We start from the raw sequence: 21,273 nt of genomic DNA, 5'->3' as shown, positions 1-21,273 counted from the left end.
CATTTAACACGCGTTACTCGTTACTTATCCCGTGATACGACCAATCGAAGGTGAGATCCGGGACGTTTGAACTCTTGTTGTTCTTCGGCAAATCCTTCGACAACAGGCTGAACCGGTTGTCGAGGCGCCTGTATTTCTGACACAGCACGCAGTTTATGATGGCTTACATCAAAGCGCCGAGGGGTTGCCCCAATCGTCCCGTCACTGACCATGACGCCAAGAACACGGCTGACATCGCCCAAATCGCTTTTCAGCGGCAAAAGGATCATTCGCGCTTGAAGATCCGTGCGCCCAAACCCACCGGTCGAGGCCAATTCAAGTTCAGCAATGGCAGGGCCGGCAAAAACCTGTTCAAGGATTTCGGTAACCTGAGTTCGCGCGCTGGGTTCGAAAAAAGCGGTCAGAGGCATTCCCCGAACCTCCATACCCGCCAGTGTGTTCAAGTGACTGCCGGCCAGACGAAACCGGGCCAGACCGGGTGCAATGCGTTCAAGGATGAAGGTGTTAGGCAGGATATTCTCAAGCCCGCGCGGGTCGATCTGAGATCGCATGGGAACACCATCGCCGGACAGCAAGGCTGTCCAGTACGCTTCGGCCTGTTGTATGGGCGATAGACTGCGCCCACTGTCAAAACGATCCATTGCGACGATCTTTCCAAATTTAGTCCCGGAACCGTTACCGAAAAAGATCTTCATTTTCATCACCCTAACTGCAATCGACCGTCATTTTCATAAAATGCAAGATACCGGGAGCTTTTGCGCCTTGTCGGTACTTGCCTAGACGAGATTGGCACGGGTTGAGTCAATTTTGGAGTAATTCTTTAATGAATGGTTAACCTCTGTCCGACGCTGTCATTCTCAGCAAACTCTTGCCCTGCACACGAGGATGGCATTAGGTGCGGACAAGAACACTGGGCGGGCAAAGCGGAGAAGACAGGCATGATCAGATCCATGACCGGATTTGCCTCGGGCAAGGGAACACATGGTCCACATAGCTGGACCTGGGAGTTGCGCAGCGTAAACGGCAAAGGGCTGGATATGCGTCTGCGGGTGCCTGAATGGCTCACCGGGCTCGAAGCCGCGCTTCGTTCGCGGATTTCGAAAAGCCTGGGCCGGGGGAATGTGACGCTTTCGCTCAAGCTGAGCCGCGAGGAAACGACAGCCGATCTTGTGCTGAACCCGGTTGCGATGGCCGCTGCTCTGGATGCTCTGGCGCGAACGCAGACGATGGCAGAAGAACGGGGACTAGCGCTGGCCCCGTCGACGGCGGCCGAGCTTATTGCTGTCAAAGGCATGTTGGAAACCGGTGGGGATGCGGATGATCCGGCCCCCTTGGTCAAACATCTGACCGGCGCGTTTGATGATTTGCTGAGCGATTTCATTAAGATGCGTGAATCCGAAGGCCGGGCCCTGGCCGATGTGCTTGAGGCGCAGCTATCGCAGGTTTCAAGCCTTACGGAGCAAGCCGCCAAGCTCGCTGAAGAGCGCCGGGATAAAATCGCTGAAAACTTACAAGAAAATCTGCAGCGCGTGATGGATAATGCGCAAGGCGCGGATCCGGACCGGGTTGCACAAGAGTTGGCTCTGATTGCAGTCAAGTCGGATATAACGGAAGAAATTGACAGGCTGAAGGCCCATGTCACTGCCGCACGCGATTTGCTTGCACAGGATGCCGCCGTGGGGCGCAAGCTTGATTTTCTGATGCAAGAGTTCAATCGCGAGGCCAATACGCTGTGTTCCAAGGCACAAAGCGCCGATTTGACATCGGTTGGGCTTGAGTTGAAGGCGGTAATAGATCAGATGCGCGAGCAAGTGCAGAACGTAGAATAATGACAGGAGCGCCCTGATGGCGGATCGACGCGGCCTATTAATCATTCTGTCCTCGCCTTCGGGCGCAGGGAAATCCACGTTGGCCAAGCGTCTGATGCAATGGGACACGGATCTGGAGTTCTCGGTTTCGGCCACAACACGCGCGCCCCGGCCTGGGGAAGAACATGGGCGTGAGTATTATTTCCTGACCGAAGATACCTTTCGACAGCAGGTGTCCGAGGGACAGATGCTGGAACATGCCCATGTATTTGGCAATTTCTACGGCTCTCCGGCTGGGCCAGTCCGCGAGTCCATCAATGACGGCAAGGACGTTCTGTTCGATGTCGACTGGCAGGGCGAGGTGCAGATTAGGAACTCGGATCTGGGCAAACACGCCCTGTCGATTTTCATCCTGCCACCGTCGATCCCCGAATTGCGCCGCCGATTGGAAAGCCGCGGTCAGGACAGTGAAGAGGTTATTTCCAAGCGGATGCTTAAAAGCTGGGATGAGATCAGTCATTGGGGATATTACGACTATGTGCTGGTCAATGACGATCTGGACGAGACCGAAGAAAAGCTGAAAACCATCGTCAGTGCCGAGCGAATGCGGCGTATCCAGCAACCCAAGCTTCAGGATCATGTCCGTACGCTGCAAAACGAATTCGAGGAGCAGTCATGACCATCTATGCACTTGGCACTCACGCACCGCAAATCCACGAGGACACATGGGTCGCCCCAGACGCCAATCTGATCGGCAAAGTCGTGCTTGAACAGGGGGCCTCGGTCTGGTTCGGCTGCACGATCCGCGCTGATCACGAAGAAATCCGGGTTGGTGAGGGCAGCAATGTTCAGGAAAACTGCGTGATGCATATTGATGCGGGGTATCCTCTGACCATCGGGAAGAACTGCACGATTGGGCATAAGGTCATGCTGCATGGCTGTACGATCGGGGATAATACCCTGATCGGAATGGGGGCCATCGTGTTGAACGGTGCCAAGATCGGCAAAAACTGTCTGATCGGGGCAGGGGCTTTGGTGACCGAAGGAAAAGAGATACCGGATAACTCTCTGGTCATGGGCTCACCGGGTAAAGTCGTGCGCGAGATCGACAATGCGACCGCCCAGAAGCTGACCTTCAGCGCCTTGCATTATCAAGAAAACATGCGTCATTTTCGCGATACAATGCGAGAGCTATCCTAGCGTCCAACTGCGTTGCTAAGAGAACTGCCCCTATATGACCAACGACCAACTTGAAGAAATTGTAACCGCCATCCCGATGCCCGCGCTGATGGTTGACCAGACGGAACGGATTATTGCGGTCAATACCGAAGCAAAGACGTTGTTGGGCCAGAATATCCTGCAGCGGCATTTCGCGACCATCCTCAGACAGCCGCAGGTTATCGAAGCGATTGAACAAAGCCTGCGCACGAAGGGAACGTCCAACACTCGGCACCTGTCCAATGACGGTGCCCAGGATACAACTTTCGAAGTTCAGTGCCGGTATATGAATGGGGTCGGTGCAGTATCCGGCGGTGCGTTGCTTGCTGTATTTCAGGACGTTACGCATGTTGAGCAAGCAAATCAGATGCGACGTGATTTCGTCGCGAATGTCAGCCATGAATTGCGGACCCCACTGACGGCATTAATGGGCTTTATTGAAACCTTGCGCGGTCCGGCCCGAGATGACGAGGCTGCCCGGGATCGTTTTCTTCAGATCATGAACGACGAGGCAAATCGCATGAACCGGCTTGTCGGCGATCTTCTGTCTTTGAACCGCGTCGAAAGCGAAGAGCGGGTTCGCCCGAAAGAACAACTTGAGCTGACAGCACTTCTTAAATCGACCCTCAATTCTCTGCGCCCATTGGCAGATGGCGCGGATGTAGTGCTGAGCCTAGATGCGCCCGAAGACAAAATAATGCTAGTTGGCGACAGCGACCAGTTGCTCCAAGTATTTACCAACCTGATCGAGAACGGAATTAAATACGGCGGCAGCGGTGGTCGGGTAGAAGTTCGCGTCAAATCTTCGGATCACGATACCGCCATGCGCGGTCCCGGCGTTCGCGTTCAGATCGTGGATAGGGGACCTGGAATCGACGCGAAGCATGTATCGCGTTTGACCGAACGATTCTATCGCGCGGACAGTCATAGGTCACGGCAACTGGGTGGAACCGGGTTAGGCCTTGCGATTGTAAAACATATTCTAAACCGCCATCGCGGCAGATTGCGGGTGGAAAGCGATCTTGGAAAAGGCTCTGTTTTTACAGTGATTTTGCCGCGCTGATCGCTCGGATCAAACCAGTTGTCGGATCTGTTTTGTTTCTTTCACAGCATATGTCCCGTGGCGTATCGGCTGAAAATCCAAACGTGTCATGAAACCGTTACACACTTGTCACAAAAGGCTTACGCACGACTTTTAGAGGTTCGGCCAAGATCATCATGAGGATGATCCAGAAACATATTTCTCAAGGAGACTGAAATGTCCTTTGTAAAACTGTCGGCTTCGGTTCTGGCTATCGCTGCTGTTTCGGCCACTGCGGCCACCGCGCGTGATCAAGTTCAGGTTGCTGGTTCTTCCACCGTTCTGCCCTATGCTTCGATCGTTGCAGAAGCCTTTGGCGAAAACTTTGACTTCCAGACCCCGGTTGTTGAATCGGGCGGATCTTCGGCCGGCCTCAAGCGGTTCTGTGAAGGTGTTGGTGAAAACACCATCGACGTAGCGAACGCTTCGCGCCAGATCCGTGAAAAAGAGATCAAAGCCTGTGCCGAAAACGGTGTTACCGACATCATCGAAGTTCAGATCGGCTATGACGGCATCGTTTTCGCATCCGACATCAACGGCAACTCGTTCGAGTTCACGCCGGAAGATTGGTACAAAGCGCTGTCCGCTCAGATCGTGGTTGATGGCCAGCTGGTCGACAATCCCAACAAGACCTGGGCCGACGTGAACCCAGCATTCCCTGCGCAGCCGATCGCAGCCTTCATCCCTGGCACCAAGCACGGCACGCGTGAAGTGTTCGAAGACAAGGTGATCCTGGCCGGTTGTGAGCATCTGGGTGACTTTGATGTCTACAAAGCCGCAAATGGCGACGACAAAAAAGCCGCTGAAAAAGCCTGTATCGCTCTGCGTACCGATGGCGTTTCGGTCGACATCGACGGCGACTATACCGAGACCCTGGCTCGTATCGACAGCAACAAAGACGGCATCGGCGTCTTTGGTCTGGCGTTCTACGAGAACAACACCGACAAGCTGCAGGTTGCGACCATGGCAGGCATCGTGCCTTCGACCGAATCCATAGCAACCGGCGAATACCCGGTATCGCGCCCGCTGTTTTTCTATGTGAAAAAAGCACATATCGGCGTTATCCCCGGGCTGAAAGAATATGCAGAGTTCTTCGTCGCTGATGAGGTTGCAGGCCCCGATGGTCCTCTGGCTGCATACGGTCTGGTATCAGACCCAGAGCTGGTCAAGGTTCAGGAAATCGTAGCCAGCGAAACCACTTTGGGCGGCGGTTCCTAAGCTTTCACACGACTGAACCGGGGCGGTGTCTACGCCCCGGTTTTCTTAAATCCACTCCTGCCGCTTGACGGAGTTCTCATGGCACTAACCTGGCTGCTGCTCATTTTGCTGGCGATTGCTGTTCTTGGCTATTTTGCGGGCCGGTCCCGCGCGATGGCCAGCGCGGACGGAAACCTGCGCAATCTGCACTCTCTTCCATCCTATTACGGCTATAACGTTGCTCTGACGGCGCTGATACCGGGGTTCGTTTTGCTGGTCATCTGGTTGCTGGCGCAGCCCTTGATCGTCAGCAATTCTGCCTCTGGGTTGCTGCCGGACTCGGCAATCCCCGAGGGGTCGACCCGCGGCTTGCTGATGAGCGAAGTGCGCCGGGTCGCCAACGGCCTGGACGGCGCGGTTGCCGCAGGCACCATGACCGAAGACTTTGCCCGCAGCGCGCATGAGGATTTTGCCGATGTGACCGCGCGACTGAAAGAGGCTGGCCAGATTATTACGCAAGAGGTAACCGCACCTATTCTGCTGGCGGCGCAGAAATATCGCTCGATGAGCGCAAGCGGAACCATTGCGATGCAGATCGCGGTTTTGGTTGTGACGCTGATCGGGGCCTCATTTGCCTATATCCGCACTCATAAAGAATTTCGCGCCCGAAATGTTGTCGAACAAGGCATTCTGGCGCTGCTGCTGCTGGCCGCTTCGATCGCAGTTCTGACCACAGTCGGCATCGTCCTGTCCATGTTTTTTGAAACGATGAATTTCTTCGAACTTCATTCGTGGAAAGACTTTTTCTTTGGAAGCACCTGGGCCCCGAACTTCCGGGGCGGAAGTGAACTGTCGATCCTCCCACTGCTGTGGGGGACTTTGTATATTTCTCTGATCGCGTTGCTGGTTGCGGTTCCGATTGGGCTGTACGCTGCGATCTATCTTTCCGAATATGCCTCGAGCGTGGCAAGGTCTGTGGCCAAGCCTTTGCTGGAAATCCTCGCCGGTATCCCAACCATCGTTTACGGTCTTTTCGCGCTGCTGACGGTCGGTCCGGCACTGGTATCTGTGTTCGGGCAGGGGGGAGCTTTGGGCGTTGGTTGGATGGCCAGTTCGAACGCTGTACTCACGGCGGGTCTGGTCATGGGCATCATGCTCATCCCGTTCGTGTCGTCACTTTCTGACGACATCATCAACGCGGTGCCCCAGTCGATGCGAGACGGATCGCTAGGCCTAGGCGCAACGCATTCCGAAACTGTCAGGCAAGTCGTCCTGCCGGCAGCTTTGCCCGGGATCGTAGGGGCAATCTTGTTGGCCGCCAGCCGCGCAATCGGTGAGACGATGATTGTCGTGATGGCCGCCGGTGCGATTGCCAAATTCTCGGGAAACCCTTTCGAAGCCATGACCACAATCACCACTAGGATCGTCAGCCAGCTGACCGGGGATACTGATTTCGCAAGCCCGGAGACTCTTGTGGCCTTTGCCCTGGGTCTGACCCTGTTCATCATCACGCTGGGGCTGAACATCTTCGCCCTCTATATCGTGCGCAAATACCGGGAGCAGTATGAATGACTGACATGTCCCAAAAACAAGACGCAGCACCTGCCGCTAAACACAAAGGGGCTTCGCTGTTCAATCAGGACACGCGAACCAAGCGTCGCAATGCGGCCGAAACCCGGTTCAAATTGTACGGCATCGCGGCCATTGGTATCGGTCTTGTGATGTTGATTGTGTTGGTGACTAATATCGTCACCGCTGGTACGGGAGCTTTTCAACAAAGCTTCCTAGAGCTGACGGTAGAGCTGAAGGCAGACAAGCTCGACAAGAAAGGTAACCGTAACATCGACGACATCAGGAAGGTTTCGACCTTTGGATACGCGCCCTTGATCGCATCTGCGCTGGAAGTCGAAGTTAAGAAACTGGGTATAGAATCCGATCTACCGCCGAAGGAGATGGGGCAAATCCTTTCCAAATCCGCACAGGCGGACCTGCGTGATTACGTCATCTCGAACCCGGATGAGATCGGAAAGTCGGTCAGCTTCCGCTTTTTGGTGAACAGTCGCGTTGATGGCTATCTGAAGGGCCGTGTGACACGTAATTCAATCGCAAATGACAAAAGCATCTCTGTCGCACAGCTGGACTTCGTGGATCAGTTGCGTGCTGCTGGTGTGCTGTACAAGGCGTTCAACCCTGACTTTATCTTCGGGGCGGACGCCTCCGATCAGCGGCCCGAGGCTGCCGGGATCGGAGTATCCATGCTGGGTTCTCTGTTCATGATGCTGGTCGTGTTGGCGCTGGCCCTGCCGATCGGGGTTGCCGCCTCGATCTATCTGGAAGAATTCGCGCCTCAGAACCGGTTTACCGATATCATCGAGGTGAACATCTCGAATCTGGCGGCCGTTCCTTCGATTGTATTTGGTATTCTGGGCTTGGCCGTGTTCATCAATTATATGCATTTACCGACCTCTGCGCCGCTGGTTGGTGGTCTGGTTCTGACGCTGATGACGCTGCCAACAATTATCATTTCGACCCGAGCTTCACTCAAGGCGGTGCCGCCGTCGATCCGGGACGCTGCGTTGGGGGTAGGGGCCTCGAAAATGCAGGCGGTGTTCCACCATGTGCTGCCGCTTGCGGCACCCGGCATCCTGACGGGCACCATCATTGGTCTGGCACAGGCGCTTGGCGAAACCGCTCCGCTGCTGCTGATCGGGATGGTGGGCTTTATCGCCTCGAACCCGCCCGACGGGATTGTCGAGGGCTTTCTGTCACCAAACTCGGCCATGCCCGCACAGATTTACGAGTGGTCCAAGCGCGCGGACCCGGCCTTTTACGAGCGCGCATGGGGGGGCATCATTATCTTGCTGCTTTTCCTTGTCACTATGAATGCAATCGCAGTTATCCTGCGCCGCCGCTTTGAACGCCGCTGGTAAATGGGGGCCATTATGAACGATATGACACGAGTGGAGAGAACCGTGGACGCCAAAGACATCAAGATCGCCGCGAACAAGGTTCAGGTTTATTACGGTGAAAATCACGCCATCAAAGACGTCGACGTCAGGATCGAAGACAAGACCGTCACCGCCTTTATCGGCCCCTCGGGTTGCGGAAAATCCACCTTCTTGCGCTGCCTGAACCGGATGAACGACACGATCGACATCTGCCGTGTCGAGGGCGATATCCTGCTGGATGGCGAAGATATCTATGACAAACGCGTCGACCCGGTTCAGCTGCGTGCCAAGGTTGGTATGGTGTTTCAGAAACCGAACCCGTTTCCCAAGTCGATCTATGACAATGTGGCCTACGGCCCGCGTATCCACGGGTTGGCCAGAAACAAAGCTGAACTGGACGAGATTGTTGAGAAATCACTGCGCCGCGGCGCCATCTGGGATGAGGTCAAAGACCGTCTTGATGCGCCTGGAACCGGCCTGTCCGGCGGTCAGCAACAGCGCTTGTGCATCGCCCGTGCGGTGGCTACGGAACCTGAGGTCCTGCTGATGGACGAGCCGTGCTCGGCCCTTGATCCGATTGCGACTGCGCAGGTCGAGGAACTGATCGACGAATTGCGGTCGCGATACTCGGTGGTGATCGTTACCCACTCGATGCAGCAGGCCGCTCGCGTCAGCCAGAAGACCGCGTTTTTCCATTTGGGCAACCTTGTCGAGTTTGGTGAAACCGGACAGATTTTCACCAACCCCGAAGATCCCCGCACCGAAAGCTACATCACCGGCCGTATCGGCTGAACATAGGTATTCAGAGATGACAGAACAACATATCGCATCCGCCTTCGACCGGGATCTGGAAGCCATTCAGGCGCATATCATGAAAATGGGCGGCCTCGTCGAAGCCGCAATCATGAGCGCGGCACGGTCGCTTGAGTCGCGCGATGTCGAACTCGCGCAAGAGGTGCGTCAGGGCGACAAGGCCATTGATGCGTTGGAAGAGCTGATCAATGAAGAAACTGCGCGTTTGATCGCGCTGCGTGCGCCAACAGCAAGCGATCTTCGTCTGGTCCTATCGGTATTGAAGGTTTCCGCCAACCTGGAACGCATCGGCGACTATTCAAAGAACATAGCCAAACGCACGACCGTCCTGGTCAATACCAGTGAGATCAATGGCAGTGCCGCCGCCTTGCGACGTATGGCACGTGAGGTCGAGCGGATGCTCAGGGACGCTTTGGACGCCTATGTCCAGCGCGACGCTGAGCTGGCGGCGGATGTCATCGAACGTGATGAGGAAGTCGACCAGATGTATAATGGTCTGTTCCGAGAATTCCTGACTTTCATGGCAGAAGACCCGCGCAACATCTCATCCTGTATGCACCTGCATTTCATCGCCAAGAATATAGAACGTATGGGCGATCATGTGACGGCCATTGCCGAGCAGGTCGTCTATCTGGTGACCGGAGAGCGCCCGACAGAAGCGCGTCCCAAAGCCGATTTTACATCGCAATCCGTCTAGGAGATTTGAGAATGTCCGCTGATCAACCGACCGTTCTGGTTGTCGAGGATGAGCCGGCTCAGCGCGAAGTCCTGGCCTATAATCTCGAGGCAGAAGGTTTTCGCGTATCCAAAGCAGCCAATGGTGAAGAGGCCATGTTGTTGGTCGATGAAGACAGTCCGGACATTATCGTACTGGACTGGATGATGCCCAATCTCAGCGGGATCGAGGTTTGCCGCCGGCTGAAAACCCGCTCCGACACGCGGTCAATCCCAATTATCATGCTGTCGGCCCGGTCGGAAGAAATCGACAAAGTACGAGGTCTGGAAACCGGGGCTGATGACTATGTGGTCAAACCCTATTCGATTGTCGAGCTTATGGCCCGGGTACGCACCCAGTTGCGGCGTGTCCGGCCTGCGACTGTAGGAATTAGGCTGGAATTCGCAGACATCGTTTTGGATTCTGAAACTCATAAGGTCAGCCGCGACAGCAAACCACTAAAGCTTGGCCCAACCGAATTTCGCTTGCTGAGCACATTCATGGAAAAGCCGGGCCGCGTCTGGAGCCGAGAACAGCTATTGGATCGCGTCTGGGGGCGGGATATTTATGTCGATACACGAACGGTCGACGTTCATATCGGCCGCTTACGCAAAGCACTAACGCAGTATGGTGGAGATGATCCGGTTCGCACTGTTCGCGGTGCGGGATACGCGCTGGGTTGAACGCGTGGGGTAGGCGGCTGCAAGCTATGAGTTTTACTCAAGGGTGGATGCGAAACTCTTACTGTTTTTTGGCGGGCCGACGGGTTAGTTTGCCGCGAAGCTGACAAAGCGGAGACGCACCATGAATGCCCCTGACATCAAGCCGACATTACGCGCCAAAGATGCGCCTGACATGGGCCAGTTCGCCTGGGATGATCCGTTCCGCCTGTCAGACCAGCTAGACGAAGACGAACGTATGATTGCGGCCAGTGCGCAAGCCTATGCGCAGGAAAAGCTTCAGCCGCGGGTGACAGAAGCATTTCAGAACGAAGAAACTGACCCCGAGATTTTTCGTGAAATGGGTGAAATGGGTCTGCTGGGCACTACGATCCCGGAAGAATACGGCGGGCTAGGGGGCGGATATGTCTCTTACGGCCTTGTCGCCCGAGAAGTGGAACGCGTGGATTCGGGCTATCGCTCGATGATGTCTGTACAAAGCTCGTTGGTGATGTATCCGATCTATGCCTATGGCAGCGAGGAGCAGCGCCGGAAATACCTTCCGAAACTGGCCAGCGGCGAATGGATCGGGTGTTTTGGTCTGACCGAACCTGATGCGGGCTCTGATCCGGCAGGTATGAAAACGCGTGCGGAAAAGATCGACGGTGGATATCGTCTATCTGGCAGCAAGATGTGGATATCGAACGCCCCGATTGCGGATGTGTTTGTTGTTTGGGCCAAATCTGATGTACATGACGGAAAGATCCGTGGCTTTGTCCTTGAAAAAGGCCTCAAAGGTCTGAGCGCGCCGAAAATCCAGAACAAGCTGAGCTTGCGCGCCTCGATCACCGGTGAAATTGTGCTGGAGGGTGTCGAAGTCACCGAGGATGCTTTGCTGCCTCATGTTCAGGGCCTGAAAGGCCCGTTTGGATGTCTTAACCGCGCACGCTACGGAATCAGCTGGGGTGTTATGGGCGCTGCCGAAAGCTGTTGGCATGCGGCGCGCCAATATGGGTTGGACCGGAAACAATTTGACAAGCCATTGGCGCAGACGCAGCTTTTCCAGCGCAAATTGGCGGATATGCAGACAGAAATTGCTCTGGGTCTTCAGGCAAGCCTGCGTGTCGGGCGACTGATGGACAAGGCCGAAGCCGCGCCCGAGATGATATCGATCATTAAGCGCAACAATTGCGGCAAAGCCCTGGATATTTCACGTCATGCGCGTGACATGCACGGCGGCAACGGCATTTCGCTAGAGTTTCAGGTCATCCGACATATGGTGAACCTAGAAACGGTCAACACCTACGAGGGGACGCATGATGTTCACGCGTTGATCCTGGGGCGTGCACAGACGGGATTGCAGGCGTTTTACTAAGTTTCCAGAATTCGTGTAATTGGTATTATGTTAAAATATAGCCAATGCGCTTGGAAAACTTTTCAAATCCTCACAATACCTTACGATCTGTTCCTGACACCTACTGCATCATGAGGATCGAATGGAATTGAACGGAAAGATCGTTGTTGTGACCGGTGCCGCTGATGGCATCGGAAAAGGTTTGGCACAGCGATTTGCTCGTGAAGGTGCCACGGTTGCCTGCGCTGATATCAACAAAACCGGCGCAGACGCTGTCGCAAAAGAGATTGGCGGCCATTCATTCCATTGTGATGTTTCGCTTGAGGCTAATACAGCCGAGTTGATCGAAGCTGTAGAAAGCTCGGTTGGCCCTATCGATCTGTATTGTGCAAATGCCGGGATATTGACGATTGGTGGCTTGGAGGTTCCGGATGAAGACTGGGATCGTATCTGGAAAATCAACGTGATGTCCCATGTTTGGACCGCGCGGCATTTGGTGCCCAGAATGCTGGAGCGTGGCGAAGGCTACATCATGACCACGGCGTCTGCTGCGGGATTGTTAAACCAGCCAGGTGCCGCGCCATACGGCGTCACAAAGCACGCAGCAGTTGGGTTTGCTGAATGGTTGTCGCTTACATACGGGCATAAAGGTTTGCGGGTCTCGGTACTTTGCCCACAGGCCGTACGGTCCGATATGACGCGCGGGCACGAAACTTCCGTGGCTTCGATTGACGGAATGTTGGAACCTGAAGAAGTTGCCGAGGCTTGCGTAGAGGCAATATCTTCTGAGCAATTTCTGGTACTGCCTCATCCACAGGTTCTGGACTACATTCGCCATAAATCCGGAGATTATGACAGGTGGATTTCAGGAATGCAGAAGTTAAATCAGAAGTTTATCGAAGAAACTTAACTTTTGTTCTGAGGGCGCCTCATCAGGCCTTCCTGGGCGACTGATGCAACCAGAACGCCATCTTCGGAATAGATTGATCCACGGTTGAAGTTGCGCCCTCGTCCGCTCCATGGCGAATCCATGGAATACAGATGCCAGTTCTCGAACTTGAGCGGCGCGTGAAACCAAATCGCATGGTCTAGGCTGGCGCCGTTCACTTCACCAGTAAACCAGCTTAGGCCGTGCGGGCGCATTCCCGAGCTCATGAGATACATATCTGAAGCATAGGCCAGCAACAGATGCTGCGTGACCGCATCGGCATTGGCCGCGGCGCCCATTCGGAACCAAATCTGGTTGCGGTCATCCGATTTCTCTGGGTTGAAAGGATCCAGATGACCGACCTCGCGGACTTCGATCGGGCGCTCGCGTGTTAGTTCTCCGCGAAAGCTGGGCGGTACTTTGTCCAGATATTTCTTCTTGAGCTCTGATCGCGATGGGTAGGTTTCGGGCGCTTCCATCTCAGGCATGTCGTGCTGATGATCCCAACCTTCGTCCTGAATGTGGAATGAGGCGGACATGTTTAAAATCTGCTTACCATGCTGAATTGCAACCACACGGCGCGTCGTGAAGGAACCTCCGTCACGGGCCCTATCAACTTGATAAATTACGGGAATGCTTGGGTCGCCCGGGCGGATGAAATAGGCGTGCAGGGAATGACACAGGCGGTTGTCGACGGTGCGATATGCTGCGGCTAGTGCTTGTGCGATGACCTGACCGCCGAAAATCCGTATAGGTGTTTCGCCGCCCGACCCTGTTCCCCGAAACAGGTCCACTTCCAGTCTTTCAACGTCCAGAAGATCCAGAAGAACTCTCTCTGCTTCGGTCATATGCGGTACTCCGATTAATCTTGGCGAATGGGTATCAGCGCGCCGAATGTCATTCAATGATTGACCCGAGGGTGAGCGCCTTCAATTCTGCGCGGGAGGGATAAGAGCTGGATGGTGACAGTTGGGTGAAAAAGATCGCTGTAAAATCGTTCTGACGATCAACCCAAAAGAAGGTCGATGCCATACCACCCCAGCTGAAATCCCCCATGCTGCCCGGAACACAGGTTCTGCCGGGGTTAATGACGACAGCGCCACCAAGGCCAAAGCCCATGCCCTCCATGGGTTGTTCCGCAAAACTCTGCGGTCCCATCGAGGCAATATCGCCGGGTAAGTGGTTGTGAAGCATGAATTCTACAGTTTTTGGTGCAAGAATCTGTTGATCACCGAACCTTCCGCGATTTCGGAGCATCTCTGAAAATCTAGCAAAGTCATCAATGGTTGAAACCAACCCTCCGCCCCCAGAGTACATTGTTGCCGATTCAAAGGGCGATGCGTCGGCATTGTCGACCAGACGCAAAGTCTGCTCACCCGTACGGGCTTCGTTCAGCGCCATCGCATTGCCCGCCAAAGGCGTATAGAGCGAGGCAAACCGATCCCCTGCTCCCGCCGGAACCCTGAACCCGGTCTGGGACATGCCAAGAGGTCTGAAAATCTCTTCCGCAAGGAATTGCTCCAGAGATTGGCCAGAAAGAACTTCTATCACGCGACCAATAACGTCTATCCCTACCGAATATTCCCATCGCGTTCCTGGCTGAAAGGCAAAAGGCAAAGTGGACAGCAAAGATACTCTTTCGGCCAAAGACCCTTCTTTAGGGCCGAAAACAAGATCAAGTTCGTCCATTGCCGCAGCCAGGATCCCGGGGTTGAAAGGATAGCTCAGGCCACTTGTATGGGTCAGCAGCTGATGAAGCGTTGGTGCAGGTGCAGGTTCGGTCTGATCCAACCTTGTGGCGCCGGGTACCAGCGCCTGTGTTGCGGCGAAATCAAATATATATTCAGACACTTGAGCGCCGAGGTGAACCTCACCGCGTTCAACAAGGATCATCAGGGCCGCAGTGGTTATCGGCTTGGTCATCGAATAGATGCGAACGAGGGTATCCCGCTCGAATGGCCGATTGTTCTCAACGCTTCTAAGCCCGCAGGAATGAAACAGAACCTCCCTGCCCTGATGCATCATCAAGAATGAGCTTCCGGCATATTTGCGATCATCCACATAGGATTGCATCCAATCGCAAATACGATCTAGCCGGGCTTGTTCGAACTTCATCTGTGTGTGCTCAACTTTGAGAAATTAACGTATCTTTCCCGGATATTGCGGGGTTAAGCGGAAAAAGGACAGCTAAATCACCTCAATCCAACGATGTCCCTGTACGCCAAAAGGGTTTTGCCTGCTAATGTGGTCGCAGATAGATTCGTGTCCGGTTCGACTCTCGCCTGATGGAGGAGAAATATGCCGCAACATATAGAATTTGTTTATGATTTTTGCAGTCCGAACGCCTTCCTCGCGCAGAAGATGATATCTGATATCGCTGCAAAGCACGAAGTCGGTGTTACATATGTTCCGGTTCTGCTGGCCACTGTTTTCAAAGCCACCAATAACCAAAGCCCGTTTAAGGCTTTTTCAGAGAACCGGCAGAAGACGGCCTATTTGACCCGCGATCTCCATCGCTTTGCGCGTCACCGTGGGTTGAGCTTTCATATGAGCCCACATTTCCCGATGAACACCAAATTCGCCATGCGCGGGGCTTTGTTAGCATCCGGTAAATCATGGGAAAACAAATATATAGCGTCCATATTTGATGCAATTTGGGTGCACGGCCAAAAAGTGGATGAGCTGGGTGTCCTTTGCGACATTCTTCAGGATAACGGCTTGCCTATACGAAAACTGCGCGAGGCCATGACCAATCTGAACGTAAAGCAAAACCTGAAAAACCAAACCAAGGCTATGGTCAAGCGAGGTGTTTTCGGTGTCCCCAGCATGTTTGTAGACACTGAGATGTTCTTTGGCAAAAACAGCCTGGCCAACCTTGAGCTTGAATTGTCGAGATTTCATGCGCCCTAGGCGGTTTCATCCTCAGCCCAATGCAGTCAGCCCTCGTTGTGCAAACTTAGGAACGTAACTACCAAAAATCTGAGCTCTTTTCGGATCAGAGGCGTTTCCGTCAAGCGCCCGCTTATAAACACCCTGCAAGATCGCGGCCATTCGGAAGAAATTGAACGCCAGATAGAACCCAAAGTTATCAATTCCGGGCAGGTCGCGGCGCTCGCAGTATTGATCAATGAAAGCCTGATCGGATGGCAGGCCGAGCGAGGACCGGTCTATGCCAGCCAGACCCCGCCCCTCTTTTCCAGGTGGCATCTGCCATTGCATGATAACGGCTGCGAGATCGGCAAAGGGATGCCCGATTGTCGACAATTCCCAATCCAGTACGCCCAGACAGCGGGTGCCCTGCTTTTCGAACATCAGATTGTCGATGCGGTAATCGCCGTGAACCAGCGTTCTCTGACCATCATCCTTGGGGGTTGCGTTGGTCAAAGCCTCGATCAAGGCATCCATATCCGGAATCTGAATGGTTTCGGACGCCCGAAATTGTTTCGTCCACCGCCCGATCTGACGCTCAAAATAGTTTCCCGGCGGGCCATAGTCGGACAGGCCAACAGAATCGATATCGACCTTATGCAGCGCCGCCAGAACGCGGTTCATCTCGTCGATAATTGCCGTGCGGGTTTCGGTTCTTTCGCCAAGCATTGTGGGTTCAAGAAACGTCCTACCGTCGAGATGCTCCATCACATAAAACGCCGACCCGATGACGTCATCATCCTCGCAAAGCAGCAGCATTTTGGGTACAGGCACATCGCTTTCGGCCAGAGCACTTTGAACCCTGAACTCGCGGTCAACGGCATGGGCGGATTTCAGCAACACTCCGGGCGGCTTGCGGCGCAGGACATAGGAATTCTCAGGCGTTTTTAACTCAAAAGTTGGGTTTGATTGGCCAACCTCGAATTTTTTCGCCTCCAACGGACCCCGATACCTTTTGAGATGCGTGCCGAGATAGGCATCGACGCGTTTCAGATCCAGAATTGCGCTGTCCATTTTGTGGCTCCCTTTGGCCGATGCTTCAGAGTGCTTCAGCAAAGATGTTGCCGGCGGTGACAACATTGATCCCGCCCGAAACCGGGATCACCGCGCCGGTGACATAGCTGCCACCCAGACCGCACAGGAACAGCATACAGCCTGCGATATCCTCGTCACGTCCAACGCGACCCAAGGGTACGGATTTGCCGACTTTTTTGCGCGTCCCTTCGTCAGATGTGGCAAAGGCCGTCATCCGAGAGACAAAGGGTCCAGGCGCCAGCGCATTGACGGTGATGTGATGCGGAGCAAGTTCTTTGGCCATGATTTTGGTCAGATGCAGCACAGCCGCCTTTGAGGCAGAGTAGCTATACGCACCGTCGCCCATAGGAACTTCACCCATAACCGATCCAACATTGACGATGCGCGATGGATCTTCGGCAGTCCCGGAAGACATCAGAATCGGCAACAGTTTTTGGGTCAGTTCGAAGATTCCTGTCACATTGACTGACATGACTTTTTCCCAGGCTTCGTAGGGAAACTGACCCATCGGTGCGCCCCAGGAAACACCGGCATTGTTCATGAGGATATCCAGCCGGTCCGTGCGCTTGAGCACTTCGGCCACCTGATTGTCGACACCCTCTTTTGATCCGACATCACCGGCAAACCCTTCGGCGGTTCCTATGGCGTCCAGTGCGTTCAATTCGGCCGCGACCGCCTCGCACGCGTCACCTTTACGAGATGCCAACAGTACACGTGCACCCGCCCGGACCAGCGCCTCGGCTGCCATTCGGCCAATTCCGGTGGCCCCACCCGTGACCAGAGCGGTTTTGCCCTGCAATGAGAAAAGAGTTTCGGGGGTCATGACCTGCTCCTCGGTTTTTGATTTTGGCAAACTGTCTCATTTGTCGGTCAAGAGTAACGCCTAACCCGGTTGTGCCGGGTGGTTTCTTGACAACTCAGAACAGTACGCCAAAAGTTCCTCCTTACCGAATAACAGGGACATTAGCGTAAACATGCAAGCCTTACTCAGCGTCGCTCCGGGCGGGCCGGAGACATTGGAACTGACCACCCTGCCCGATCCGTCGCCGGGCAAGGGCGAATTGCTTGTTCGCGTGCGGGCCGCAGGCGTTAATTTCCCGGATACACTGATGATACGCGACCTGTATCAGATAAAGCCACCAAGACCGTTTGCCCCCGGAGGTGAGATCGCTGGCGAGGTTATCGGGCTGGGCGAAGGTGTTTCGGGCTTTAACGTTGGCGACCGTGTGCTGGCTCTGACCGGACACGGAGGATTTGCCACACATCTGGCGGTCAAAGCGGCGACAGCTGTTAAATTCCCGAGCTCAATGCCGTTTGAGGACGCGGCGAGCTTTATCTTCACCTATGGCACCTCATATCACGCCCTGAAGGACCGCGCTGCGCTGCAACAAGAGGAAACGGTCCTGGTTCTGGGTGCAGCAGGCGGAGTTGGTACGGCTGCGATTGAGCTAGCCAATGCCATGGGGGCTCGGGTTATTGCGGCAGTCTCATCGCAGGACAAAGCAGATTTCTGTCGTCAGATCGGGGCGGACGAAACGATCATTTACGCGCGCGACATGGACAAACCGGCGCAGAAGGCCTTTGGATCGGACATCAAGGCCTTAGCCGGTAGTCAGGGCGTTGATGTCGTCTACGATGCCGTTGGCGGTGCCTATTCAGAGCCAGCGCTGCGCAGCTTGGGGTGGAAGGGGCGATTCCTGGTCGTCGGTTTCCCAGCTGGAATCCCTCAGATACCATTGAACCTCCCTCTGCTTAAGGGTTGTCAAATTGTCGGTGTTTTCTGGGGCGCCTCGGTGTATCGCGACCCGAAGGGACATGGCAAAAACATGGAAGATTTGTTCGGGTTATACGCCAAAGGGCAGATCAAACCACAGATCAGTGCGCAATTCCCTCTGGATCAAGCCCAAAAGGCGCTAGACCTTCTGGCCAGCCGAAAGGCCCTTGGGAAAATTGTCGTGACCATGGCATAGCCAGCCAATATCTGAAACTTCAGCCTCGTGTCCTATAGGCCGCGGTTCTGACGCATGATCCAGGTTCGGTGGACATCTCTACCTGTTCACGTTTAAGAACCTTGTTATGGGGACAGTATAACAATGCATAAAGCTCTTATTCTGAATGGTCCGAACCTCAATCTGCTGGGCACGCGACAGCCCGAGGTTTACGGAAGCACAACGCTGCAAATGGTCGAGGATATGTGCCTCGACCACGGTAAGTCTATCGGGATGGAAGTGACTCATTTCCAATCCAACCACGAAGGCGCGTTGATTGATGCCATTCATGCCGCCAAAGGTGTGCAGGACGGCATTGTTTTGAACGCAGGTGCCTATACGCACAGCTCGATTGCCCTGATGGACGCAATCGCCTCGGTTGAGCTGCCGGTCATCGAGGTTCATTTGTCCAATATCCACGCGCGTGAGGAGTTTCGACACCGATCCTATATCTCACGTGTGGCTGTAGGCATGATTTGCGGATTGGGTCCGCAGGGATATGTGCTGGCGCTGGATGCGTTGCGGTTCCATTTACAGGGTGAATGATCGCTATGAAGCTTTCTGAGTATCTGAATTTCCTCAGCTATACCAAAACCCTGGAAGAGCTCTGGGATGCCCATTGCCGGCAAATGGCAGAATATGGGTTCGATCGTTTGCTGTACGGATATACGCGATATCGCACCGAAACGTCGCTGGGGGATCCCGAGGATTTTGTAATCCTGACCAATCACAGCAAAGATTACCTGGATGGGTTTCTGGGAGGCGGGTTGTATTTCCATGCTCCAATGCTGAAATGGGCTTTGCATAATGAAGGGGCCGCAAGCTGGAGGATCGCCCAGGATCTGATGACTGATGGCACCCTGACCGCAAAAGAGCGAGACGTCATCGAGTTCAACAAAACCAAAGGTGTCGTCGCCGGCTATACGGTCAGTTTCGACTCGGTTTCGGTTCGGTCAAAAGGGGCAATTTCGCTTTCAGCGCATGGATCGCGTACACAAGACGATGTGGATGCTGTCTGGGAGGAATTTGGCCAGGATATTCTTCTGATGAACAACGTTGCTCATCTGAAAATCCTCACCCTGCCCTATAACGCACCAAATCGTGCCCTGACAAAACGTCAGCGTGAGGCGCTTGAGTGGGTCGGCGACGGCAAAACAACTCAGGACATTGCGATTCTGATGGGGCTGACTTCGGCCACTGTCGAAAAGCATCTGCGTCTGGCGCGCGAGGCCCTCGTGGTCGAGACAACGGCGCAGGCAGTTTTGAAAGCATCTCTTCAAAATCAGATGTTCATCGTTGGGGTTTGACTCAGGGAGTGACGCGAATATGCGTCAATTTACCTAGGGTAAGGAAAACATGACTTTCCGAATCTAACGCTAAAGTTGCAAAGTGGTATTGTTCCGTGAGTGGTGGCTTTAGCCTGGGAACATTTGGTCGGATCTTTGCAATAACAAAGCTCTCCGATCGCTCTGACAATAGGGCGCCTATTTGTCCGCGTCTCTTTGTCGGAATTTTGGGGGGCCTCGTCCATCCCCATCTTTGCGGGGCCCCTCATTTAAACTAGGTTTAACTTGTGGACGCTTTCGGCGTCCTTTTTCGTTTCTTGGCATCATTTCTACACTAAGGGCAAAGAAAAACCGGATACGCATGGCGTACCCGGTTTCTCAGATTGATACAGGCCCTGTTCAGGGCCTGTGATGCTTAGCCCTGAACTGCTTTTGCAACTTCAGCGGCAAAGTCTTCTTTTTCGACAACGATGCCTTCGCCAACTTCCAGACGCACGAATCCGGTGACGGTCGCGCCTGCTTCTTTGGCAGCGGCCTCAACGGTCAGGTCAGGGTTTACAACGAACTGCTGGTTCAACAGGGTCGATTCAGCGACGAACTTCTTCATGCGTCCAACGATCATCTTTTCGATGACCTGCTCCGGCTTGCCGGATTCGCGCGCGATGTCCATCTGGACCTGCTTTTCTTTCTCGACGATCGCCGGGTCCATGTCTGCCTCGGACAGAGCTGCCGGGTTCACAGCCGCGATATGCATCGCAATCTGCTTGCCGATGGCTTCGTCACCGCCGGTCAGAGCGACCAGAACGCCGATCTTGCCCATGCCGTTAGTGGCTGCGTTATGGACGTAAGATACAACAGTGTCGCCCGACAGTTTGGACATACGGCGCACCGACATGTTCTCACCGATGGTGGCGATCTTGTCGGTCAGCGTTTCCGCAACGGTTTTGCCACCCAGATCAGCTGCCAGCAGAGCTTCGACATTGTCGACGCCTTCTGCGGCATATGCGATCTTACCAACCATTTCCTGGAATTCGGCGTTTTTCCCGACGAAGTCGGTTTCCGAGTTCACTTCAACTGCAACACCATTGTTGCCGTTTACGTGAACGGCAACCAGACCTTCCGCCGCGGTACGACCCGATTTCTTAGCCGCTTTGGCCAAGCCTTTGGTGCGCAGCCAATCAACGGCTTCGTCCATGTTGCCGCCGGTTTCGGTCAGCGCTTTTTTCGCGTCCATCATGCCTGCGCCAGTGGTGTCGCGCAGTTCTTTTACCATTGCTGCTGTGATTGCCATCTTTTGGCTCTCCTCAATTCAAAC

At 54.3% G+C, this 21,273-nt stretch carries 22 protein-coding genes; 16 read left to right on the top strand and 6 right to left on the bottom strand.

The window, feature by feature from the left end; all coding sequences use genetic code 11:
- Positions 1-20: 20 nt before the first annotated feature.
- Positions 21-695, bottom strand: a complete 675-nt coding sequence (locus tag AC2FH6_RS02455) for a PAS domain-containing protein (protein WP_496701038.1) — start codon at positions 693-695, stop codon at positions 21-23.
- A 243-nt stretch (positions 696-938) separates the two neighbouring features.
- On the opposite strand from AC2FH6_RS02455, the gene AC2FH6_RS02450 reads away from it, so the two are divergent.
- The 12 genes from AC2FH6_RS02450 (at position 939) to AC2FH6_RS02395 (ending at position 12,703) form a co-directional block, all read left to right on the top strand.
- Positions 939-1,829: a YicC/YloC family endoribonuclease gene (locus AC2FH6_RS02450; protein ID WP_281972091.1), complete on the top strand. Its 891-nt coding sequence runs from the start codon at positions 939-941 to the stop codon at positions 1,827-1,829.
- 16 nt (positions 1,830-1,845) lie between these two features.
- On the top strand, positions 1,846-2,487 hold the full coding sequence (gmk, locus tag AC2FH6_RS02445; protein ID WP_496691230.1) for a guanylate kinase: 642 nt from the start codon (positions 1,846-1,848) through the stop codon (positions 2,485-2,487).
- Entirely contained in the window at positions 2,484-3,008 is a 525-nt protein-coding gene (locus AC2FH6_RS02440; RefSeq protein ID WP_496691231.1) for a gamma carbonic anhydrase family protein, read from the top strand. Before gmk ends, AC2FH6_RS02440 begins: the two co-directional genes overlap by 4 nt.
- Positions 3,009-3,042: 34 nt before the next feature.
- Positions 3,043-4,089: a sensor histidine kinase gene (locus AC2FH6_RS02435; RefSeq protein WP_496701036.1), complete on the top strand. Its 1,047-nt coding sequence runs from the start codon at positions 3,043-3,045 to the stop codon at positions 4,087-4,089.
- A 195-nt stretch (positions 4,090-4,284) separates the two neighbouring features.
- Positions 4,285-5,325, top strand: a complete 1,041-nt coding sequence (locus tag AC2FH6_RS02430) for a substrate-binding domain-containing protein (RefSeq protein WP_142633790.1) — start codon at positions 4,285-4,287, stop codon at positions 5,323-5,325.
- Between the two features lie 78 nt (positions 5,326-5,403).
- The gene (pstC, locus tag AC2FH6_RS02425) at positions 5,404-6,876 is read left to right on the top strand and encodes a phosphate ABC transporter permease subunit PstC (protein WP_496695461.1); all 1,473 of its coding nucleotides are present in this window, start codon (positions 5,404-5,406) and stop codon (positions 6,874-6,876) included.
- The gene (gene pstA, locus AC2FH6_RS02420; protein ID WP_496700305.1) at positions 6,873-8,234 is read left to right on the top strand and encodes a phosphate ABC transporter permease PstA; all 1,362 of its coding nucleotides are present in this window, start codon (positions 6,873-6,875) and stop codon (positions 8,232-8,234) included. Before pstC ends, pstA begins: the two co-directional genes overlap by 4 nt.
- Positions 8,235-8,246: 12 nt before the next feature.
- Positions 8,247-9,044 (top strand): phosphate ABC transporter ATP-binding protein PstB, encoded by a 798-nt coding sequence (pstB, locus tag AC2FH6_RS02415; RefSeq protein WP_142633794.1) that lies wholly within the window; start codon positions 8,247-8,249, stop codon positions 9,042-9,044.
- A gap of 16 nt (positions 9,045-9,060) precedes the next feature.
- On the top strand, positions 9,061-9,762 hold the full coding sequence (gene phoU / locus AC2FH6_RS02410) for a phosphate signaling complex protein PhoU (protein WP_271947126.1): 702 nt from the start codon (positions 9,061-9,063) through the stop codon (positions 9,760-9,762).
- Between the two features lie 11 nt (positions 9,763-9,773).
- Complete coding sequence (gene phoB, locus AC2FH6_RS02405; protein ID WP_142633798.1) at positions 9,774-10,463, top strand: phosphate regulon transcriptional regulator PhoB; 690 nt, start codon at positions 9,774-9,776, stop codon at positions 10,461-10,463.
- A gap of 121 nt (positions 10,464-10,584) precedes the next feature.
- Positions 10,585-11,814, top strand: a complete 1,230-nt coding sequence (locus tag AC2FH6_RS02400; protein ID WP_496701034.1) for an acyl-CoA dehydrogenase — start codon at positions 10,585-10,587, stop codon at positions 11,812-11,814.
- Positions 11,815-11,935: 121 nt separating this feature from the next.
- A complete protein-coding gene (locus AC2FH6_RS02395; RefSeq protein ID WP_496701032.1) occupies positions 11,936-12,703 on the top strand; it encodes an SDR family oxidoreductase in 768 nt (255 codons plus the stop codon).
- Here the strand turns inward: AC2FH6_RS02395 and AC2FH6_RS02390 are convergent.
- The gene (locus AC2FH6_RS02390; RefSeq protein ID WP_496701030.1) at positions 12,700-13,569 is read right to left on the bottom strand and encodes an acyl-CoA thioesterase; all 870 of its coding nucleotides are present in this window, start codon (positions 13,567-13,569) and stop codon (positions 12,700-12,702) included. The two genes, AC2FH6_RS02395 and AC2FH6_RS02390, sit on opposite strands and share 4 nt — an antisense overlap.
- A gap of 49 nt (positions 13,570-13,618) precedes the next feature.
- Positions 13,619-14,836, bottom strand: coding sequence for a serine hydrolase domain-containing protein (locus tag AC2FH6_RS02385; RefSeq protein ID WP_496701029.1), 1,218 nt, complete (start codon positions 14,834-14,836; stop codon positions 13,619-13,621).
- Positions 14,837-15,019: 183 nt separating this feature from the next.
- Between AC2FH6_RS02385 and AC2FH6_RS02380 the strand changes: the two genes are divergently transcribed.
- Entirely contained in the window at positions 15,020-15,631 is a 612-nt protein-coding gene (locus tag AC2FH6_RS02380; protein WP_496701027.1) for a 2-hydroxychromene-2-carboxylate isomerase, read from the top strand.
- Between the two features lie 12 nt (positions 15,632-15,643).
- Here the strand turns inward: AC2FH6_RS02380 and AC2FH6_RS02375 are convergent, their stop codons facing one another.
- Both AC2FH6_RS02375 and AC2FH6_RS02370 read right to left on the bottom strand, forming a co-directional pair.
- Positions 15,644-16,663, bottom strand: coding sequence for a phosphotransferase family protein (locus AC2FH6_RS02375; protein WP_496701025.1), 1,020 nt, complete (start codon positions 16,661-16,663; stop codon positions 15,644-15,646).
- A gap of 25 nt (positions 16,664-16,688) precedes the next feature.
- Positions 16,689-17,507: an SDR family NAD(P)-dependent oxidoreductase gene (locus AC2FH6_RS02370; protein ID WP_496701023.1), complete on the bottom strand. Its 819-nt coding sequence runs from the start codon at positions 17,505-17,507 to the stop codon at positions 16,689-16,691.
- Positions 17,508-17,658: 151 nt separating this feature from the next.
- On the opposite strand from AC2FH6_RS02370, the gene AC2FH6_RS02365 reads away from it, so the two are divergent.
- The 3 genes from AC2FH6_RS02365 to AC2FH6_RS02355 all read left to right on the top strand — a co-directional run bounded on the left by AC2FH6_RS02365 (position 17,659) and on the right by AC2FH6_RS02355 (position 19,979).
- Positions 17,659-18,654, top strand: a complete 996-nt coding sequence (locus tag AC2FH6_RS02365; protein WP_496701021.1) for an NADPH:quinone oxidoreductase family protein — start codon at positions 17,659-17,661, stop codon at positions 18,652-18,654.
- A 123-nt stretch (positions 18,655-18,777) separates the two neighbouring features.
- Complete coding sequence (aroQ, locus tag AC2FH6_RS02360; protein WP_496701019.1) at positions 18,778-19,218, top strand: type II 3-dehydroquinate dehydratase; 441 nt, start codon at positions 18,778-18,780, stop codon at positions 19,216-19,218.
- A 5-nt stretch (positions 19,219-19,223) separates the two neighbouring features.
- Positions 19,224-19,979: a LuxR family transcriptional regulator gene (locus tag AC2FH6_RS02355; RefSeq protein ID WP_142633818.1), complete on the top strand. Its 756-nt coding sequence runs from the start codon at positions 19,224-19,226 to the stop codon at positions 19,977-19,979.
- A 394-nt stretch (positions 19,980-20,373) separates the two neighbouring features.
- Here AC2FH6_RS02355 and tsf read toward each other — a convergent pair whose 3' ends face one another.
- A complete protein-coding gene (gene tsf / locus AC2FH6_RS02350; RefSeq protein ID WP_142633819.1) occupies positions 20,374-21,249 on the bottom strand; it encodes a translation elongation factor Ts in 876 nt (291 codons plus the stop codon).
- Positions 21,250-21,273: the final 24 nt, after the last annotated feature.

This window comes from Ruegeria sp. CDSC045 (assembly GCF_059610725.1).
The sequence above is the reverse complement of the archived record's forward strand: the minus strand, read 5'-3'. Positions and strand labels throughout refer to the sequence as shown.

Bases quoted from the DNA above. Each gene is read 5' to 3' on its own strand.
- AC2FH6_RS02455 (WP_496701038.1), bottom strand. From the start codon at position 695: ATGAAGATCTTTTTCGGTAACGGTTCCGGGACTAAATTTGGAAAGATC.
- AC2FH6_RS02450 (WP_281972091.1), top strand. From the start codon at position 939: ATGATCAGATCCATGACCGGATTTGCCTCGGGCAAGGGAACACATGGT.
- gmk (WP_496691230.1), top strand. From the start codon at position 1,846: ATGGCGGATCGACGCGGCCTATTAATCATTCTGTCCTCGCCTTCGGGC.
- AC2FH6_RS02440 (WP_496691231.1), top strand. From the start codon at position 2,484: ATGACCATCTATGCACTTGGCACTCACGCACCGCAAATCCACGAGGAC.
- AC2FH6_RS02435 (WP_496701036.1), top strand. From the start codon at position 3,043: ATGACCAACGACCAACTTGAAGAAATTGTAACCGCCATCCCGATGCCC.
- AC2FH6_RS02430 (WP_142633790.1), top strand. From the start codon at position 4,285: ATGTCCTTTGTAAAACTGTCGGCTTCGGTTCTGGCTATCGCTGCTGTT.
- pstC (WP_496695461.1), top strand. From the start codon at position 5,404: ATGGCACTAACCTGGCTGCTGCTCATTTTGCTGGCGATTGCTGTTCTT.
- pstA (WP_496700305.1), top strand. From the start codon at position 6,873: ATGACTGACATGTCCCAAAAACAAGACGCAGCACCTGCCGCTAAACAC.
- pstB (WP_142633794.1), top strand. From the start codon at position 8,247: ATGAACGATATGACACGAGTGGAGAGAACCGTGGACGCCAAAGACATC.
- phoU (WP_271947126.1), top strand. From the start codon at position 9,061: ATGACAGAACAACATATCGCATCCGCCTTCGACCGGGATCTGGAAGCC.
- phoB (WP_142633798.1), top strand. From the start codon at position 9,774: ATGTCCGCTGATCAACCGACCGTTCTGGTTGTCGAGGATGAGCCGGCT.
- AC2FH6_RS02400 (WP_496701034.1), top strand. From the start codon at position 10,585: ATGAATGCCCCTGACATCAAGCCGACATTACGCGCCAAAGATGCGCCT.
- AC2FH6_RS02395 (WP_496701032.1), top strand. From the start codon at position 11,936: ATGGAATTGAACGGAAAGATCGTTGTTGTGACCGGTGCCGCTGATGGC.
- AC2FH6_RS02390 (WP_496701030.1), bottom strand. From the start codon at position 13,569: ATGACCGAAGCAGAGAGAGTTCTTCTGGATCTTCTGGACGTTGAAAGA.
- AC2FH6_RS02385 (WP_496701029.1), bottom strand. From the start codon at position 14,836: ATGAAGTTCGAACAAGCCCGGCTAGATCGTATTTGCGATTGGATGCAA.
- AC2FH6_RS02380 (WP_496701027.1), top strand. From the start codon at position 15,020: ATGCCGCAACATATAGAATTTGTTTATGATTTTTGCAGTCCGAACGCC.
- AC2FH6_RS02375 (WP_496701025.1), bottom strand. From the start codon at position 16,663: ATGGACAGCGCAATTCTGGATCTGAAACGCGTCGATGCCTATCTCGGC.
- AC2FH6_RS02370 (WP_496701023.1), bottom strand. From the start codon at position 17,507: ATGACCCCCGAAACTCTTTTCTCATTGCAGGGCAAAACCGCTCTGGTC.
- AC2FH6_RS02365 (WP_496701021.1), top strand. From the start codon at position 17,659: ATGCAAGCCTTACTCAGCGTCGCTCCGGGCGGGCCGGAGACATTGGAA.
- aroQ (WP_496701019.1), top strand. From the start codon at position 18,778: ATGCATAAAGCTCTTATTCTGAATGGTCCGAACCTCAATCTGCTGGGC.
- AC2FH6_RS02355 (WP_142633818.1), top strand. From the start codon at position 19,224: ATGAAGCTTTCTGAGTATCTGAATTTCCTCAGCTATACCAAAACCCTG.
- tsf (WP_142633819.1), bottom strand. From the start codon at position 21,249: ATGGCAATCACAGCAGCAATGGTAAAAGAACTGCGCGACACCACTGGC.